General features: G+C 72.1%; 13 protein-coding genes. 5 read left to right on the plus strand and 8 right to left on the minus strand.

Features of this window, described 5'->3' with window-relative positions; all coding sequences use genetic code 11:
- Positions 1 to 236: 236 nt before the first annotated feature.
- Positions 237 to 1484: an MFS transporter gene (locus tag AB0C82_RS09540; protein WP_362838118.1), complete on the plus strand. Its 1248-nt coding sequence runs from the start codon at positions 237 to 239 to the stop codon at positions 1482 to 1484.
- Positions 1441 to 2763 carry a D-arabinono-1,4-lactone oxidase gene (locus AB0C82_RS09545; RefSeq protein WP_362838121.1) on the plus strand — a complete coding sequence of 441 codons (1323 nt, stop codon included), beginning with the start codon at positions 1441 to 1443 and terminating at the stop codon, positions 2761 to 2763. The genes AB0C82_RS09540 and AB0C82_RS09545 overlap by 44 nt, the downstream gene beginning before the upstream one ends.
- A gap of 25 nt (positions 2764 to 2788) precedes the next feature.
- Here AB0C82_RS09545 and AB0C82_RS09550 read toward each other — a convergent pair whose 3' ends face one another.
- Positions 2789 to 3793: a hypothetical protein gene (locus tag AB0C82_RS09550; RefSeq protein ID WP_362838124.1), complete on the minus strand. Its 1005-nt coding sequence runs from the start codon at positions 3791 to 3793 to the stop codon at positions 2789 to 2791.
- 495 nt (positions 3794 to 4288) lie between these two features.
- Here AB0C82_RS09550 and sepH point away from each other — a divergent pair, with 495 nt between their 5' ends.
- Positions 4289 to 5353: a septation protein SepH gene (gene sepH, locus AB0C82_RS09555; protein ID WP_362838127.1), complete on the plus strand. Its 1065-nt coding sequence runs from the start codon at positions 4289 to 4291 to the stop codon at positions 5351 to 5353.
- 90 nt (positions 5354 to 5443) lie between these two features.
- Here sepH and AB0C82_RS09560 read toward each other — a convergent pair whose 3' ends face one another.
- Positions 5444 to 6274: a sulfurtransferase gene (locus AB0C82_RS09560; protein ID WP_362838129.1), complete on the minus strand. Its 831-nt coding sequence runs from the start codon at positions 6272 to 6274 to the stop codon at positions 5444 to 5446.
- 281 nt (positions 6275 to 6555) lie between these two features.
- On the opposite strand from AB0C82_RS09560, the gene AB0C82_RS09565 reads away from it, so the two are divergent.
- Positions 6556 to 7332 carry a VOC family protein gene (locus AB0C82_RS09565; RefSeq protein WP_362838132.1) on the plus strand — a complete coding sequence of 259 codons (777 nt, stop codon included), beginning with the start codon at positions 6556 to 6558 and terminating at the stop codon, positions 7330 to 7332.
- Positions 7333 to 7379: 47 nt separating this feature from the next.
- On the opposite strand, the gene AB0C82_RS09570 is transcribed toward AB0C82_RS09565, so the two are convergent.
- The 4 genes from AB0C82_RS09570 to AB0C82_RS09585 form a co-directional block, all read right to left on the minus strand.
- Positions 7380 to 8030 carry a thymidine kinase gene (locus AB0C82_RS09570; RefSeq protein WP_362838134.1) on the minus strand — a complete coding sequence of 217 codons (651 nt, stop codon included), beginning with the start codon at positions 8028 to 8030 and terminating at the stop codon, positions 7380 to 7382.
- 56 nt (positions 8031 to 8086) lie between these two features.
- Positions 8087 to 9274 (minus strand): nucleotide pyrophosphatase/phosphodiesterase family protein, encoded by a 1188-nt coding sequence (locus tag AB0C82_RS09575; RefSeq protein ID WP_362838136.1) that lies wholly within the window; start codon positions 9272 to 9274, stop codon positions 8087 to 8089.
- Positions 9274 to 9870 (minus strand): DUF5998 family protein, encoded by a 597-nt coding sequence (locus tag AB0C82_RS09580; RefSeq protein ID WP_362838139.1) that lies wholly within the window; start codon positions 9868 to 9870, stop codon positions 9274 to 9276. Before AB0C82_RS09580 ends, AB0C82_RS09575 begins: the two co-directional genes overlap by 1 nt.
- Positions 9871 to 9956: 86 nt before the next feature.
- On the minus strand, positions 9957 to 12833 hold the full coding sequence (locus AB0C82_RS09585) for a GNAT family N-acetyltransferase (protein WP_362838142.1): 2877 nt from the start codon (positions 12831 to 12833) through the stop codon (positions 9957 to 9959).
- 161 nt (positions 12834 to 12994) lie between these two features.
- On the opposite strand from AB0C82_RS09585, the gene AB0C82_RS09590 reads away from it, so the two are divergent.
- Positions 12995 to 13276, plus strand: a complete 282-nt coding sequence (locus AB0C82_RS09590) for an HPr family phosphocarrier protein (RefSeq protein ID WP_362838145.1) — start codon at positions 12995 to 12997, stop codon at positions 13274 to 13276.
- Positions 13277 to 13437: 161 nt separating this feature from the next.
- On the opposite strand, the gene AB0C82_RS09595 is transcribed toward AB0C82_RS09590, so the two are convergent.
- Together AB0C82_RS09595 and AB0C82_RS09600 are read right to left on the minus strand one after the other, a co-directional pair.
- Positions 13438 to 14151: a GntR family transcriptional regulator gene (locus AB0C82_RS09595; protein ID WP_362838148.1), complete on the minus strand. Its 714-nt coding sequence runs from the start codon at positions 14149 to 14151 to the stop codon at positions 13438 to 13440.
- A gap of 220 nt (positions 14152 to 14371) precedes the next feature.
- Positions 14372 to 15187 (minus strand): M23 family metallopeptidase, encoded by an 816-nt coding sequence (locus tag AB0C82_RS09600; protein WP_362838151.1) that lies wholly within the window; start codon positions 15185 to 15187, stop codon positions 14372 to 14374.
- Position 15188 lies beyond the last annotated feature (1 nt).

Raw genomic sequence — 15188 nt, forward strand, 5'->3', positions numbered from 1 at the left:
AGTGAGTCGACCGACATCCGCCCGGGTGTCCACGCCAGCGCGAGCCGATGCCTGTCCGGGCGCTCACGGGCCCGGGTGAGCCGATGCGCGTCCGGGTGTCGGTGGCGCGGCGTGAGCTGATGTCCGGCCGGGTGTCCGGACGCCCGGCCGGTGTCCGTCGAGGTATCGGACACCCGGTTCCGCCCGTAAGCTGTATCGGCCATCTTCACGCGTGACAGGCTCGACCGGAGTGCCCCTTGCCCAGCCCCTACCGCGCCATCTTCGCCGCCCCCGGCTCCAAGGGGTTCTCGACGGCCGGATTCCTCGGACGCATGCCCCTGTCCATGATGGGGATCGGCATCGTCACCATGATCTCCCAGATAACCGGCCGGTACGGGCTGGCCGGCGCACTCGCGGCCACCCTGGCCATGGCGGCGGCTGTCTTCGGCCCGCAGATCTCCCGGCTGGTCGACCGGTACGGACAGCGCCGGGTCCTGCGCCCGGCCACGCTGGTCTCCCTGGCGGCCGTCACCGGACTGCTCGTCTGCGCCCAGCAGCGGTGGCCCGACTGGACCCTGTTCGTCTTCGCCGCGGGCGTCGGCTGCGTCCCCAGCGTGGGCGCGATGACCCGGGCCCGCTGGGCGGACATCTACCGGGGATCGCCCCGTGAGCTGCACACCGCGTACGCCTGGGAGTCGATCATCGACGAGGTGTGCTTCATCTTCGGGCCGATCATCTCGATCGGGCTCTCCACCGCGTGGTTCCCGGAAGCGGGTCCGCTGCTCGCCGGCGGGTTCCTGGCGGTCGGTGTCTTCTGGCTGACCGCGCAGCGCGCCACCGAACCGCTGCCGCATCCCAAGTCGGCACAGTCCCGCGGCTCGGCGCTCCGCTCCCCCGGACTCCAGGTCCTGGTGGTCACCTTCGTGGCGACCGGAACGATCTTCGGGGCGGTGGACGTGGTCACCGTGGCCTTCGCCGAGGAGCAGGGCCACAAGGCGGCGGCCAGTCTCGTACTGGCGGTCTACGCCCTGGGCTCCTGCCTCGCGGGCGCCGTGTTCGGGCTGATGCACGTCAAGGGCAGGCCGTCCACCACCTGGCTGGTGGGGGTCTGCGTGATGGCCGTGAGTATGATCCCCCTCCAACTGGCCGGGAACCTGCCGTTTCTGGCCGTGGCGCTCTTTGTCGCGGGCCTCTCCGTCGCACCGACGATGGTGACCACCATGGCCCTCGTCGAGCAGCACGTACCGCGCGCCGAACTGACCGAGGGCATGAGCTGGACCGGTACCGGGCTCGCGGTCGGAGTGGCGCTCGGCTCCTCGGCCGCCGGCTGGGTGGTCGACGCGTCCGGAGCGGAGGCGGGGTACGTGGTGCCCACCGTGGCGGGAGCGCTCGCGGCCGCTGTGGCGTTCCTGGGGTATCGCCGGCTGTCGAAGCCGGTTCCTACGGGAGGGCGCGGGGAAGATGAGCGACACCTACGGACGGACGACGACGAGCGCGTGGCGTAACTGGGCGGGGAACGTCACCGCCCGGCCTGTACGGGCGGTGTCGCCCGCCTCCGTGGACGAGCTCGCCGAGGTGCTCCGCAGGGCGTCCGAGGACGGCCTGAAGGTGAAGCCGGTCGGCACGGGCCATTCGTTCACCGCGACCGCGGCCACCGACGGCGTCCTGATACGTCCCGACCTGCTCACCGGTATCCGGCACATCGACCGGGCGGCGATGACGGTGACAGTCGAGGCCGGCACCCCGCTGAAGCGGCTCAACCTTGCGCTCGCCCGGGAGGGACTCTCCCTCACCAACATGGGCGACATCATGGAGCAGACGGTCGCCGGGGCCACCTCGACGGGTACGCACGGCACCGGCCGCGACTCCGCGTCCATATCCGCCCAGATCCGTGCCCTCGAACTCGTCACGGCGGACGGCACGGTCCTGCGCTGCTCGGAGGCGGAGAATCCGGACGTCTTCGCGGTCGCCCGCTTGGGGCTCGGCGCACTCGGCGTGATCAGCGCGATCACCTTCGACGTGGAGCCGGTCTTCCTGCTGACGGCGCGTGAGGAACCGATGACCTTCGACCGGGTCACCGCGGACTTCGACGAGCTCTTCACCGAGAACGAGCACTTCGAGTTCTACTGGTTCCCGCACACCGGGAACTGCAACACCAAGCGCAACAACCGCAGCGCGGGTCCGGCCGCCCCGCCCGGCAAGGTCGGCGCCTGGATCGACGACGAGCTGCTGTCGAACGGCGTCTTCCAGGTCGCCTGCTCGCTCGGCCGCGCGGTCCCCGGAACCATCCCGTCGATCGCCAGGCTCTCCAGCCGTGCCCTGTCGGCCCGCACCTACACCGACATCCCGTACAAGGTCTTCACCAGCCCGCGCCGGGTGCGCTTCATGGAGATGGAATACGCGCTGCCGCGGGAGAGCGCCGTCGAGGCCCTGCGCGAGGTCAAGACGATGATCGACCGCTCCCCCCTGCGGATCAGCTTCCCCGTGGAGGTCAGGACCGCGCCCGCCGACGACATAGCGCTCTCGACCGCCTCGGGCCGGGAGAGCGCGTACATCGCCGTGCATCTGTACCGGGGGACGCCCTACCAGGCGTACTTCACGGCGGTGGAGCAGATCATGACCGCCCACGGCGGGCGCCCGCACTGGGGCAAGATCCACACCCGGGACGCCGCGTACCTGGCCGGTGCCTATCCCCGGTTCGGCGAGTTCACCGCCGTACGCGACAGGCTCGACCCGGACCGGCTGTTCGGCAACGACTACCTGCGCCGGGTGCTCGGCGACTGAAACCCGGCGGCGTGGGCGCCTGCCGTCAGCCGGTGGTTCCGGTGTCCGCGGCACCCTCGTCCTGCCGCACCGGAGCCTCGGGCGTCCCGGTCGGCTCCGGGGTGGCGGTGAAGCCGTCCGACGGCGCCGTCGGGGTGGGTGTGGGGCTCGGGGCGGAATCCCCCGAGCCGGAGGGCGTGGGCGTCGGCACTGTGGTCGCGTCGCCTTCCCGGCCGGGGTCCGGATCGGCGGTCGCCGTGTCTCCCTGGTCCGTCTCCGGCGCCGTGCTGGTGCCGGACCGCGGCTCCTGGTCCGTGCCCTGCTCCTGGTCCGTGCTTCCGGCGGGCTCCTGGCCGGCCGGTTCCGGGCGCTGGTCCCCGCCCTGTACGACGGAACCGAAGGTCGTGCCCCGGCCGCCGCTCAGGTCGTTGCCCGAGACGAGCTCGAACGCGGTGATCCCGATCATCGCCAGCGCGAAGACCGCGACGGCCGCGAGCGCGGACTTCCTCCAGCCCCGGATGCGCGTCCCGTGCGTGGTGGCACCGGAGAACGCCTCGTCGGGCTTGAGGAGCTGCATGCGGTCCGGGTCGGGCTTGAGGAGCTGCGTGCGGTCGATGCCGAGCATCTGGGTGCGGTCGAGGTCGGCGCCGTGAGTCCTGGCCCGGTCGGCCGGTTCGTCCCGGTCGGTCCGTACGGTCCGCAGCACGGTCGTCGCGTCGTCCACCGGCTGCTGCCGCAGCCGCCCTCCGCGGTCCGCCGGGGTCGTCTCCCTCGTGCGTACGGTCACCTGGCGGCCCGCCGGGTGCTTCACCTGGACCGTGACCTCCCGGATCTGCTCGCCCGTGCGGCGGAAGAAGTGCTGGAAGACGGAGCCTCCGCAGGTGGCGACGATGCTCATCACGCCCGCGCCGAGAATCGTTCCGTACACGCCCAGTTGCGAGGCCATGACCGCGGCGGCGACGGCCGCCACAGCACTGCCCGCGACCTGCGGCAGACTCAGATCGATACGCCTTTCCTTGGTTTCGGTGTCGCTTTCCGGCTTATCAACCATTACCTGCCCCTGCTTGGCTTCTCTCCCACCGTGCAACAAGAAGGGACCTTTGGGCGAAGTGAATAGTTCCGCTTCTGGTGATTCTGTGAAGCAGGACACGATTGCGCACATATGACCCGTCGGCGCGCGAGCCAACTCCCGTCCCCCGCGAGAACTTCGGCGGCGCGCCGGTCCACCCACATGGCCCGAATGGAGTACTGTGGCGAGCCCTGGGGCCGGACTCCCGCATGGGTTTCCGAGCTTTACGGGAGGGGGCCGAAGACGGCGCTCGAACCGGCGGCGCCGCGGCATCGCACGGCGCCTGCGACACGGAGTGACCATCAAGTCACTGTGTGTCGCAAATAGGTAACCGTGCCATCGCGGTGCTCAAGGGCCAAGGCCCGACACGCCGGGTAACTTGGCAAGGTTGTGGCAGGCTGCACCCGGGCAGGCCACACTCGACTAGCGGAAGCAGCGACGCACGTGACGTCGGCAGGCACCACCCGGGAGGTTCCCATGCCCGAACTGCGTGTCGTGGCCGTCTCAAACGACGGCACACGACTGGTGCTCAAGGCTGCGGACAGCACGGAGTACACGCTTCCGATCGATGAGCGGCTGCGCGCCGCCGTGCGCAACGACCGCGCCCGGCTCGGCCAGATCGAGATCGAGGTGGAGAGCCACCTCCGTCCCCGCGACATCCAGGCCCGCATACGAGCCGGTGCCTCCGCTGAGGAGGTCGCCCAGTTCGCCGGGATCCCCGTCGACCGTGTGCGCCGCTTCGAGGGCCCCGTGCTCGCGGAGCGCGCCTTCATGGCGGAGCGGGCCCGGAAGACTCCCGTGCGCCGTCCCGGCGAGAACGTCGGCCCCCAGCTCGGCGAGGCGGTGCAGGAGCGTCTCCTGATGCGGGGCGCCGACAAGGAAACGGTCCAGTGGGACTCCTGGCGCCGCGACGACGGCACCTGGGAAGTCCTCCTGGTCTACCGGGTCGCGGGCGAGCCCCACTCGGCGAGCTGGACGTACGACCCGCCCCGGCGGCTCGTCCAGGCCGTGGACGACGAGGCGCGCTCGCTGATCGGCGAGACCGACGACGTCGCCGCGCCGGAGCCCAGCTTCCCGTTCGTGCCCCGGATCGCACGGCTGCCGCGCGACCGGCCGCTGGACCGCGCCCTGGACCGCCAGATGGAGCGGCCCGCTCCGCCGCCTCCCCCCGAGCCCGACGAGCGCATCGGCGGGGTGTCGGCCAACGAGCGCGACTCGCTGACGAGCCTGCTGGAGGCCGTACCGAGCTTCCGGGGCGACATGGTCGTACCGGAACGGCCCTCGCAGCCCGAACCGCCCGCCATCGAGCCGGCGGTCCAGGAGCCCGAGGCGGACGAGCCGCCCGCCGCGGCGGCTTCCGCGGGAGCGGGGTCGGCGTACGCGGACGTCCTGATGCCCCGTGCGGTGGCCGGTCACCGCGACCGGCTCACCGGGACGACGGACCGGCAGGCCGAGGCGGACGGTGTCCGTCCGGGCCGCAGGGCAGCGGTACCCAGCTGGGACGAGATCGTGTTCGGTACGCGCCGGAAGAAGCAGGACTGATCCGGTGACCGCCGCATGAGGAGGGCCCGTACGCGCTCGCGTACGGGCCCTCGCTCTGTCCGGGCGCGGGAGCCGGCCCCGCCCGTGGCGTTACTGCGGGTCCGGGCCCGTCGCGACCGGCCTGGACGCGTCGGAGGACCACTCGGACCAGGAGCCCGCGTACAGAGCGGCCCGGTAACCGGCGAGCTCCAGCGCCAGTACCTCGTGGGCGCCGGAGACCCCGGAGCCGCAGTAGACGCCGACCTCGCCGGCGTCCGCCCCGGCTCCCAGCCCGCCGAACCGGGAGGCCAGCTGCCCGGCAGGCAGGAACCGGCCGTCCTTGCCGACGTTCTCCGTGGTCGGAGCCGAGACGGCACCCGGGATGTGGCCGCCGACCCGGTCGATCGGCTCCACGTCGCCGCGGTAGCGCTCCGCGGCCCGCGCGTCGAGCAGCAGCCCGGAACGGGCGAGTGCGGCGGCCTCGTCCGCGTCGAGCAGCGCGAGCGCGCCCGGCTCCGGCCGGAAGTCCCCCTCCGCCGGCGTCGGCGTCACGGTGGAGAGCTCGCCGGTCCAGGCGGCGAGACCGCCGTCCAGCACCCTGACGTCGGGGTGGCCGGTCCAGCGCAGCAGCCACCAGGCGCGGGCCGCCGCCCAGCCCAGACCGCCGTCGTAGACCACCACGGGGGCGCCGCGGGAGACCCCGGCCCGGCGCATCACCGCGCCGAACTCCTCCGGGTCCGGCAGTGGGTGCCGGCCGCCTTTGCCGGCCGGGCCGGCGAGCTCCGCGTCGAGATCGACGAAGACCGCGCCGGGCAGGTGCCCCGCGTCGTAGTCGGGGCGGCCGTGCGGACCGCCCAGTTGCCAGCGGACGTCCAGGAGCACCGGCGGGCGTGGTCCCGCCGACTCGCTCGCGCATTCGGATGCGGTGATGATGGGCTTCATGAGTGCCATCCTCGCGCAGGAGCCACCCGGCTCGCAGTGATGTCGTCGCGGAGCCCGACAGGGAACCGATGTGGTGCCCGGTACGAAATCCGATGCGTATATTCCCCTCCAAATCGGACTCTCCCTGTCGAGAAGCCGTCGAAAGGCGGCGCGGCCGGGGCGCGTGACGCGTCAGGTGGTGCAAGCATCTTCACGGACGTACTCACCTCCCCCACCCTGGGCCGGAGTACCGGTCCTGTCCTTTCGTACGGCCACACAAAGGTCCGAGGAGAGCGAAGACGATGACCGAGGCTGCCGAGCGGCGCACACCCGGAACGCCGTGCTGGGTAAGTCTGATGGTGCACGGCCTGACGGCCACCCAGGAGTTCTACGCGGCCCTGTTCGGCTGGGAGTTCAGGCCGGGGCCCGATCAACTGGGGCCCTATGTCCGTGCGCTGCTCGGCGGCAAGGAGGTCGCGGGGCTCGGGCAGCTGGCCCCCGACCGGCATCTGCCGGTCGCCTGGACGACCTACCTCGCCACCGACGACGCCGACCTCACCGCGGAGACGATCCGCTCCTGCGGTGGCACGGTCGCGGTCGGACCCCTCGACGCGGGTGAGGCCGGGCGGCTGGCCATCGCCTCCGACCCGAGCGGGGCGGTGTTCGGCCTCTGGCAGGCCGCAGCCCACGTCGGTACGGCCCTGGCGGGCGCTCCGGGGACCCCGGTCTGGAACGAGCTGGTGACCCGTGAGACCGCGACGGTCGGCAAGTTCTACCAGGCGGTCTTCGGCTTCGAGACGGAGGCCGTCGTCTCCGCCGACTTCGACTACCAGACCCTGCACGTCGACGGCCGGCCCGTGGCCTCGATGCACGGCGTGGGGCACGCGCTGCCGCGCGACCGTGGACCGCACTGGATGACCTACTTCGAGGTCGCCGACACCGACGAGGCCGCGGCCCGGGTGGCCGAACTCGGCGGGCACGTCCTCCATGCGCCCGCTGATGGCACGACGGGCCGGCTGGCGACCGTCTCGGACCCGGAGGGGGCGGTCTTCACGATCGTGCGGTCCGCCGCCGCCTGAGCCCGGACCCGCCGGGCGGCCCCGGGCGGTTCCCGTTCGGTCGTACTTCAGGCGGAGTTGACCGGGAGGACGTCCGGGGACAGGGCGCCCGCGTGAGCCGCGGCCGAGGTCATGCGACGGCGGTGGTGGCGGCGGCAGAGGACCTCGTAACCGATCTCCTCCGCCGGGCGGTTGACGTCACCGACGACCACCTGGGCACCCTCGACGACCATCTCCCCGCCCACCGTACGGGCGTTGTGGGTGGCCCGGGCGCCGCACCAGCACAGGGCCTCCACCTGAAGGGCCTCTATCCGGTCGGCCAGCTCGATCAGCCGCTGCGAACCCGGGAAGAGCTTGGTACGGAAGTCCGTGGTGATCCCGAACGCGAACACGTCCATGCCCAGATCGTCGACGACCCGGGCGAGCTGGTCGATCTGCTCCGGGGCCAGGAACTGGGCCTCGTCGACGATCACGTAGTCCGCCTTGCCGCCCTGGGAGAGCTGCGCGACGAGGTACGCGTACAGGTCCATGCCATCCGGCGCCTCGACCGCCTCCGTCACCAGGCCGAGCCTGGACGACAGCTTGCCCTCCCCGGCACGGTCGTCACGCGTGAAGATCACGCCCTGCAGGCCCCGCGCATCACGGTTGTGGGCGATCTGGAGCGCCAGTGTGCTCTTTCCGCAGTCCATAGTTCCGGAGAAGAACACAAGCTCGGGCATGAGGGGTTGAGCACCTTTCGGGCGGGCGTGGAGTGGGGGCGGAGGGAGAGAAGGGCTTAGGAGCGTACTTCGAGCAGCGGGACGAGCTGTTCGACAGGGGTCATCGAGCCGTGCATACCGACCATCGCCGACTCGTTCGGCTCCTGGACGGACGCGGTGATCACCACGTCGTCGTGGGCCGCCGCCACCACGTCGCCGATCCTGCCGTAGACCCGCTCGTCGATCCGGGGTCCGAACCAGCCCGCGGCGATCGCCTCGTCCCGGCTCGCCACCCAGAACTGCTCGCCGAGCACCTCCTGCCAGACGGTCAGGACGTCGGCCTCGGCGCCGGGGACCGCGTACACGTGACGGGCCCTGCCCTCGCCGCCCAGCAGGGCGACTCCCGCGCGCAGTTCCCAGTCCTCGTCGAAGTCGATCCGGGACTGTTCGTCGAAGGGGATGTCGATCATGCCGTGGTCGGCCGTGATGTACAGCGCCGAGCGGGGCGGAAGCTGCTCCGCAAGGCGCCGGGCGAGTCCGTCGACGTACATCAGCTGCCCGCGCCAGGCGTCGGAGTCTATGCCGAAGCGGTGCCCCTTGCCGTCGACCTCGCTGTAGTACGTGTAGACGAGGGAGCGGTCGCCCGCGGCCAGCCGTTCGGCGGCGATGTCCATGCGTTCCTCGCCGGAGAGCCGGCCGAGGAAGGAGCCGCCGCTGAGCGCGACCTTGGTGAGCGGGGTCTGCTCGAAGGTGGGGGCGGACACCTGCGCGGTGCGCACGCCCGCCGCGTCGGCGAGCTTGAAGACGGTGGGGTTCGGCTGCCAGACCTTCGGCTCGGTCCAGGGGCGCCAGCGGAGCTGGTTCATCAGCGCGCCGGTCTCCGGATTGCGGACCGTGTAGCCGGGAAGGCCGTGCTCTCCGGGCGGCAGCCCCGTACCGACCGAGGCGAGGGAGGTCGCGGTGGTGGACGGGAAGCCCGCCGTGAGCGGGCGGCCCGTGCCCCCGCGCGAGGACGGCAGGAGCGAGTACAGGAACGGAGCCTCGTCGGGGTGGGTCCTGATCTGCTCCCAGCCGAGCCCGTCGATCAGGAACACGCAGTTCCGGTCGGCCGGCGCGAGCTCCGGGATCGCGGCCTCGAATCCCGGTACGCCCTGTCCGGCGACGAGCGTCGGCAGCAGATCGGCGAGCGAGCCGCTCCCGTACTCGGGGACCGGGGCGGTGTCGAGAGGGAGCAGAACAGGGTCCTGCCACGCGGGCTGGACCATCAGCGGCCGGTCGCCGCGGTCGCGGCCGTGGCCTCGGAGAGCGCCTGGGCGAAGGCGAGCGTCTCGCGCACGGTCTCCGGGCCGTCACCGGCCTCGCTGACCCGCAGGCTCAGGTCGTCGGCGGTGGAGCTGCCCGTGTAGCCGTGGTCGGCCTCGCAGTTGGGGTCGCCGCAGGCGGCGGGCTCCAGGTCGATACGGGACACGGCGCCCCAGCCGATGGTGAGGACGACCTCGCGGGGCAGGGTCCCCGGCACGTACTTCTCCGGGTTGGCCACGACGCGGCTGAGCACGACGGACGAGATCCGGTCGAGCTTCACCGACTCGGTGGAGGTGGTGGCGAACGGAGTCGGCGAATCCGTGTCCGCGGTCTGCTCGTCGGTGTGGCTGACGATGAAGCGGTTGTCCGTCAGGACCAGCACCGTGACATGGCGGCGCACCTCGTTGGAGTCGAAGGTGGTCTCCTGGTGCACCACGTACGAAGCGACCGGCTCCCCGCCGACGGCGGCCTCCACCGCCTCGGCCACGAGGGCCGGGTAGTAGCCGCTGCGCTCGATCGCCGCGCGCAGCCCCTGGGTCGTCGTACCGGTCTTTGCCATAGGGACCATCCTACGGGGGCCCGGTGGCTGCCGGGCACGCCCTGCGGCAGGTGCGGCGGGCCGCGGGGCGGGACGCCCGGATGACCTCAGTAGCTGGGGAGGCGGCGGGGGCCCAGGTCGCTGCGGGCCGGGGGCGGCGCGAGGCGGACGCTCGCTCCGAGCACGGTCAGCCCCTGGGTGGCGACGACCACGGGTTCGAGAGCGATGGAGACCACCTCAGGATGGTCGTCGACCAGCCGGGACACCCGGAGCAGCAGCTCTTCGAGCGCGGGGGTGTCGACGGGTGCGGAACCGCGCCAGCCGAAGAGCACCGGGGCCGCCTTGATGGACCGGACCAGCTCGGCGGCGTCCCGGTCGGTGGCGGGGACCAGCCGGTGGGCGGTGTCTCCGAGCAGTTCGGAGGGGGCTCCCGCCAGCCCGAAGGAGAGGACCGCTCCCGCTGCCGCGTCGATCGAGGCGCGGACGACGGTGTCGACTCCGCGCGGCGCCATGGCCTGCACGACCGGCAGGAGCTCGGCGGGCTTGCCGAGGAGCTCGGTCAGCTCCCCGTACGCCCGTCGCAGCTCGCTCTCGTTGGCGAGGTCGAGCCGGACGCCGCCGAGGTCGGCGCGGTGGCGCAGGTGCGGGGCGGTGGTCTTGAGCGCGACGGGGTAGCCGAGCCGCGCGGCGGCGCCTGCCGCTGCCTCCGGGTCGGGTGCGGGGAGCGTGGGGCGGACGCTGATTCCGTAGGACCCGAGCAGTTCGCGGGCCTCGTCGTGGGTGAGGGGGCGGCCCCGGGGGTCGGGAGCGGGGCCGAGCAGGGTGCCGATCAGGCGGGCAGCCCCTGCCTCGTCGACGGTGTCGTCGAAGTCGGGGACCTTGCCGGGGAAGGCCGCCTGGCGGCGCCACTGCGCGTACTTCACCGCTTCGGCGAGCGCCCGGACGGCCCGCTCGGCGGCCGGGTAGGCGGGGATGCGGCCGATGGGGGCGGGGGTGCTCGTGGTGTCCGGTGCGGCGTCGGCGGCCGGCGGGGTGGCGGGGGCCGGGGCGGCGTCGGCGGCCGGAGGGGCGGCGGGGGCCGTCCTGGGCGCCCCGGTGCGGGCGGGGGCGACCGTGCCGGCGGCTGCGGCCAGGGCCTCGGCCAGCCCGCCGATCTCCACGTGGACCACCGCGACGGGCTTGGCGGGGCCGGCCGCGGCCGCTTCGCGCAGGGCCGCCGCCAGGACCTCGCCGTCACCCGTCTCCGCCTCGCCGTTCTCCCCCACCCAGGGGATCGCGGTCACGATGACGGCATCGCAGGTCTGGTCGCCGAGCGCCCCGGACAGCGCGTCCCGGAAGTCCTGCGGGCTCGCGGCCGTGGTCAGGTCGAGGGGCGGACGCGGGCGCAGTCCCTCCGCGAGGCAGGCGTCGTACGTGAGCAGGCCCAGCGACTCAGAGTTGCCCAGGATCGCCACCCGGGGGCCGGACGGGAGCGGTTGGCCGGCGAGGAGCAGGCCCGCGTCGACCATCTCCGTCACCGTGTCGACGCGGATCACTCCCGCCTGCCGCATCAGCGCCGAGACGGTGGCGTCGGGGATCCGGCTGACGGGCACGGCGTGGCCCGGCGGGTTGGTACCGCTGTGCCGGGCGCCCTTCACCACGACGACCGGCTTCACGGCCGCGGTCCGCCGGGCGAGGCGGGTGAACTTGCGTGGGTTTCCCAGTGATTCGAGGTATAGGAGGGCGACATCGGTGTCCTGGTCCTCGTACCAGTACTGGAGGAAGTCGTTGCCTGAGACGTCGGCCCGGTTGCCCGCCGAGATGAACGTGGACAGGCCCGCGCCGCGCCGGTGGAGTCCGGAGAGCAGTGCGATACCGATGGCGCCCGACTGGGTGAAGAGCCCGATGCGGCCGGGTGCGGGCGACTCGGGGGCGAGGGAGGCGTTCAGCCGGACGGCCTCGGAGGTGTTGATGATGCCGAAGGCGTTCGGGCCGATGATCCTCATGCCGTACGAGCGTGCCTGGCGGACGAGTTCGCGCTGCCTCTCAAGCCCTTCGGCCCCCCTCTCGGCGTATCCGGCGGAGAGGACGACGAGGCCCCGCACACCGTGCTCACCGCAGTCGGCGACGGCCTCGGGCACCCGGTGGGCCGGCACGGCGAGGACGGCGAGGTCGACCTGCTCGTGGATCTCGCCGACGGACCGGTGCGCGGGGACCCCGTCGATCTCCGTCAGGTCGGCGCCGAAGGCCCGGTTCACGGCGTACGTACGTCCGGTGTAGCCGGAACCGAGGAGGTTGCGCAGCACGGTGCGCCCGACCCCGCCGGGGGTGCGGCCGGTGCCGACGACGGCGACGGAACCGGGGGCGAGGAGCCGCTGCACCGATCGCGACTCGGCGCGCTGCTCGCGGCCGCGCTGGACGGCGAGGGATTCGGCGGTGGGTTCCAGGTCGAGCGTGAGATGGACGGAGCCGTCCTCGAAGCTGCGCTGCTGGGTGTAGCCGGCGTCCCGGAACACCTTGATCATCTTGTTGTTGGCGGGCAGCACCTCGGCGGCGAAGCGGCGGATGCCCCGCTCGCGTGCGACGGCGGCGATGTGTTCGAGGAGTGCGGATGCCACTCCGCGGCCCTGGTGGGCGTCCTGGACGAGGAAGGCGACCTCGGCCTCGTCGGCGGGTGCGGGCGCGGGCCTGCCCTGTGCGTCGATGCGGTCGAAGCGCACGGTGGCGATGAACTCGTCGCCGGTCGTGACGGCGAGTCCGACCCGGTCGACGTAGTCGTGATGGGTGAAGCGGTGCACGTCCTTGGCGGAGAGACGCGGATACGGGGCGAAGAAGCGGTAGTACTTCGACTCGTCGGAGACCTGCTCGTAGAAGCTGACCAGCCGCTCGGCGTCGTCGGTCGTGATCGGCCTGATGCGCGCGGTGCCACCGTCGCGCAGGACCACGTCCGCCTCCCAGTGGTCGGGGTACGCGTGATGCGGACTCTGCTCCGGCGTGGGCTGCATGGGCAAAGCCTACGGCGGACGCACCGGTCGCGGAGGGATCGGGGCCGGGGCAGTCTGAGGGTGCCCCACCGGCCGCCGGGACCGGCCCGGGACAGGGCACAGCAGTGCGCACTGCATGAGAGACTGGTCTAGACAACCATTGATTCGTGAAGGGCAGAACCATGGCTGAGCGCCGCGTCAACGTCGGTTGGGCCGAGGGCCTGCACGCCCGCCCCGCTTCCATCTTCGTCCGTGCCGCCACGGCCTCCGGCGTCCCCGTGACGATCGCCAGGGCCGACGGCAACCCGGTGAACGCCGCGTCGATGCTCGCGGTGCTGGGCCTGGGCGCCACCGGGGGCGAGGAGATCGTGCTCGCGTCCGAGGCGGACAACGCCGAGGTCGCCCTGGACCGTCTGGCCAAGCTCGTCGCCGAGGGGCTCGAGGAGCTCCCGGAGACGGTCTGATTCCAGCCGGATTCAGCCGGAATTAATTCTGCGACTCAGTCGCGGCACCCCTGAACGGGTGCCGCGACTTTTTCGTTTCCGAAAAGACATCGAAGGCTCGAATTCGGGCAGCACAAAGAAAGCCCTGCGCACAATTGCCTTCTTTGTATACGGCGCAATTGTTAATGACGGACGCCCGCGATGTTTACGGCATGTTGCGAAGTGCTCACCCGGGACTGCACCGCTCCGCGCCCCTGGTGGCCGGGCCGGTCCGGACGGCGCAGCCGGTGCGCCGCGATCGCCCGCTCGGCGTGCTGGACCGCCAGCGCCCTGGCCCGGTCGGCGTCACCGCGGGCGACCGCGTCCACGATCGCACCGTGCTCGGCCCAGGACTCCGCGGGGCGTACGGGCTGCTCGACCGCGTACATCCAGGCGATCTTGTGCCGGAGCTGGGTGAGCAGCGCGATGAGGCCGGGGCTGCCCGAGGCCTGCGCGAGCGTCTCGTGGAACCAGCCCCCCAGGGAGCGCAGATCCTCGCCCTCGCCCCGCCGAACCCGCTCCTGCCCCAGCCTGACCAGGCCTCGGAGCACCTTGAGGTGCGCCTCGGTGCGCCGCTGGGCGGCCCGCGCCGCACCGAGCGGCTCCAGCAGCATCCGGACCTCCAGGAGATCGGCGGCCTCCTGCTCGGTGGGCTCGGCCACGCACGCGCCGGCATGGCGGCGCGTGACGACGAACCCCTCCGACTCGAGTGTGCGCAGGGCTTCGCGCACCGGGACGCGCGAAACCCCGTAACGACGCGCGAGCAACTCCTCGGTGAGGCGGCTGCCGCGATCGAAGACACCGGAGACGATGTCGTCACGGATTGCCGTGCATACCGAATGCGCGGGAATGCGCATGTCCGAACCTCCGCCTTAATCCCCGCGAAACGCGGCCGATCGACGCCTGTTCTGTGACTCTATTGCAATGAGGCCGAATTTCCGACGGCAGAGCGGAAGCCGGGGATATCTTCTGGCCACGGAAGGCTTCGGCGGAGAGGCTGGAGAGCCCCGGGCGATACGCCGAAGGCCCCGGCGGGAAGCCGGGGCCTTCGGGAAGCACTGCGGAGCGGAGTGCGGGTCAGACGTTCACCCCGTGCGAGCGCAGGTACGCGACGGGGTCCATGTCGGAGCCGTACTCGGGGGTGGTCCGGGCCTCGAAGTGGAGGTGCGGCCCGGTGGAGTTGCCGGTCGAGCCGGAGATGCCTATCTGCTGCCCCGAGGTGACGCTCTGGCCGACGGAGACGCCGATCGAGGAGAGGTGGCCGTACTGGGTGTACGTGCCGTCCGTCATCCGGAGCACGATGTTGTTGCCGTAGGCCCCGCCCCAGCCGGCCTCGACGACCGTGCCGGCGCCGACGGCGACGACGGAGGAGCCGGACGCGGCGCGGAAGTCGACACCCGAGTGGCTGCCGGAGGACCAGAGCGCGCCGCCGGACTTGTAGCCGGTGGTGACGTAGGAACCGGCGACCGGAAGGTGGAAGGAGGTCAGACGCTTGCGCTCGGCCGCTCGGGCGGCGCGGGCCTCGGCCTCGCGGATCTCGGCGGCACGGGCCTTCGCCTTGCGCTCGGCCTCGGCCTTCGCCTTCGCCCTGGCCTCCGCCTTGGCCTTGGCCTCGGCGACAGCCTTCGCCTTGGCCTTCGCGGCGGCCTCGGCCTGCTGCTCCTGGGCCTTCGCCTGGGCGGCGATCTGGTCGGCGAGGGTGCCTTCGATGGCGATGACCTGGGTCAGGCCGGTGTCGCTGACGGTACGGGCCTCGTCGGCCGCGAGGGCCGGGGAGGCCATCCCGCCGATGACGCCTGTGGTGGCCAGAGCCGCGATGCCGGCGACATGAGCGCTCCTGCGCGTCAGACGGCTCGGGGCACGGTGCTTCCCGGTGGCACGGGTGAACGCCATT

This window comes from Streptomyces sp. NPDC048560 (assembly GCF_040650955.1).
Classification (GTDB): Bacteria; Actinomycetota; Actinomycetes; order Streptomycetales; family Streptomycetaceae; genus Streptomyces.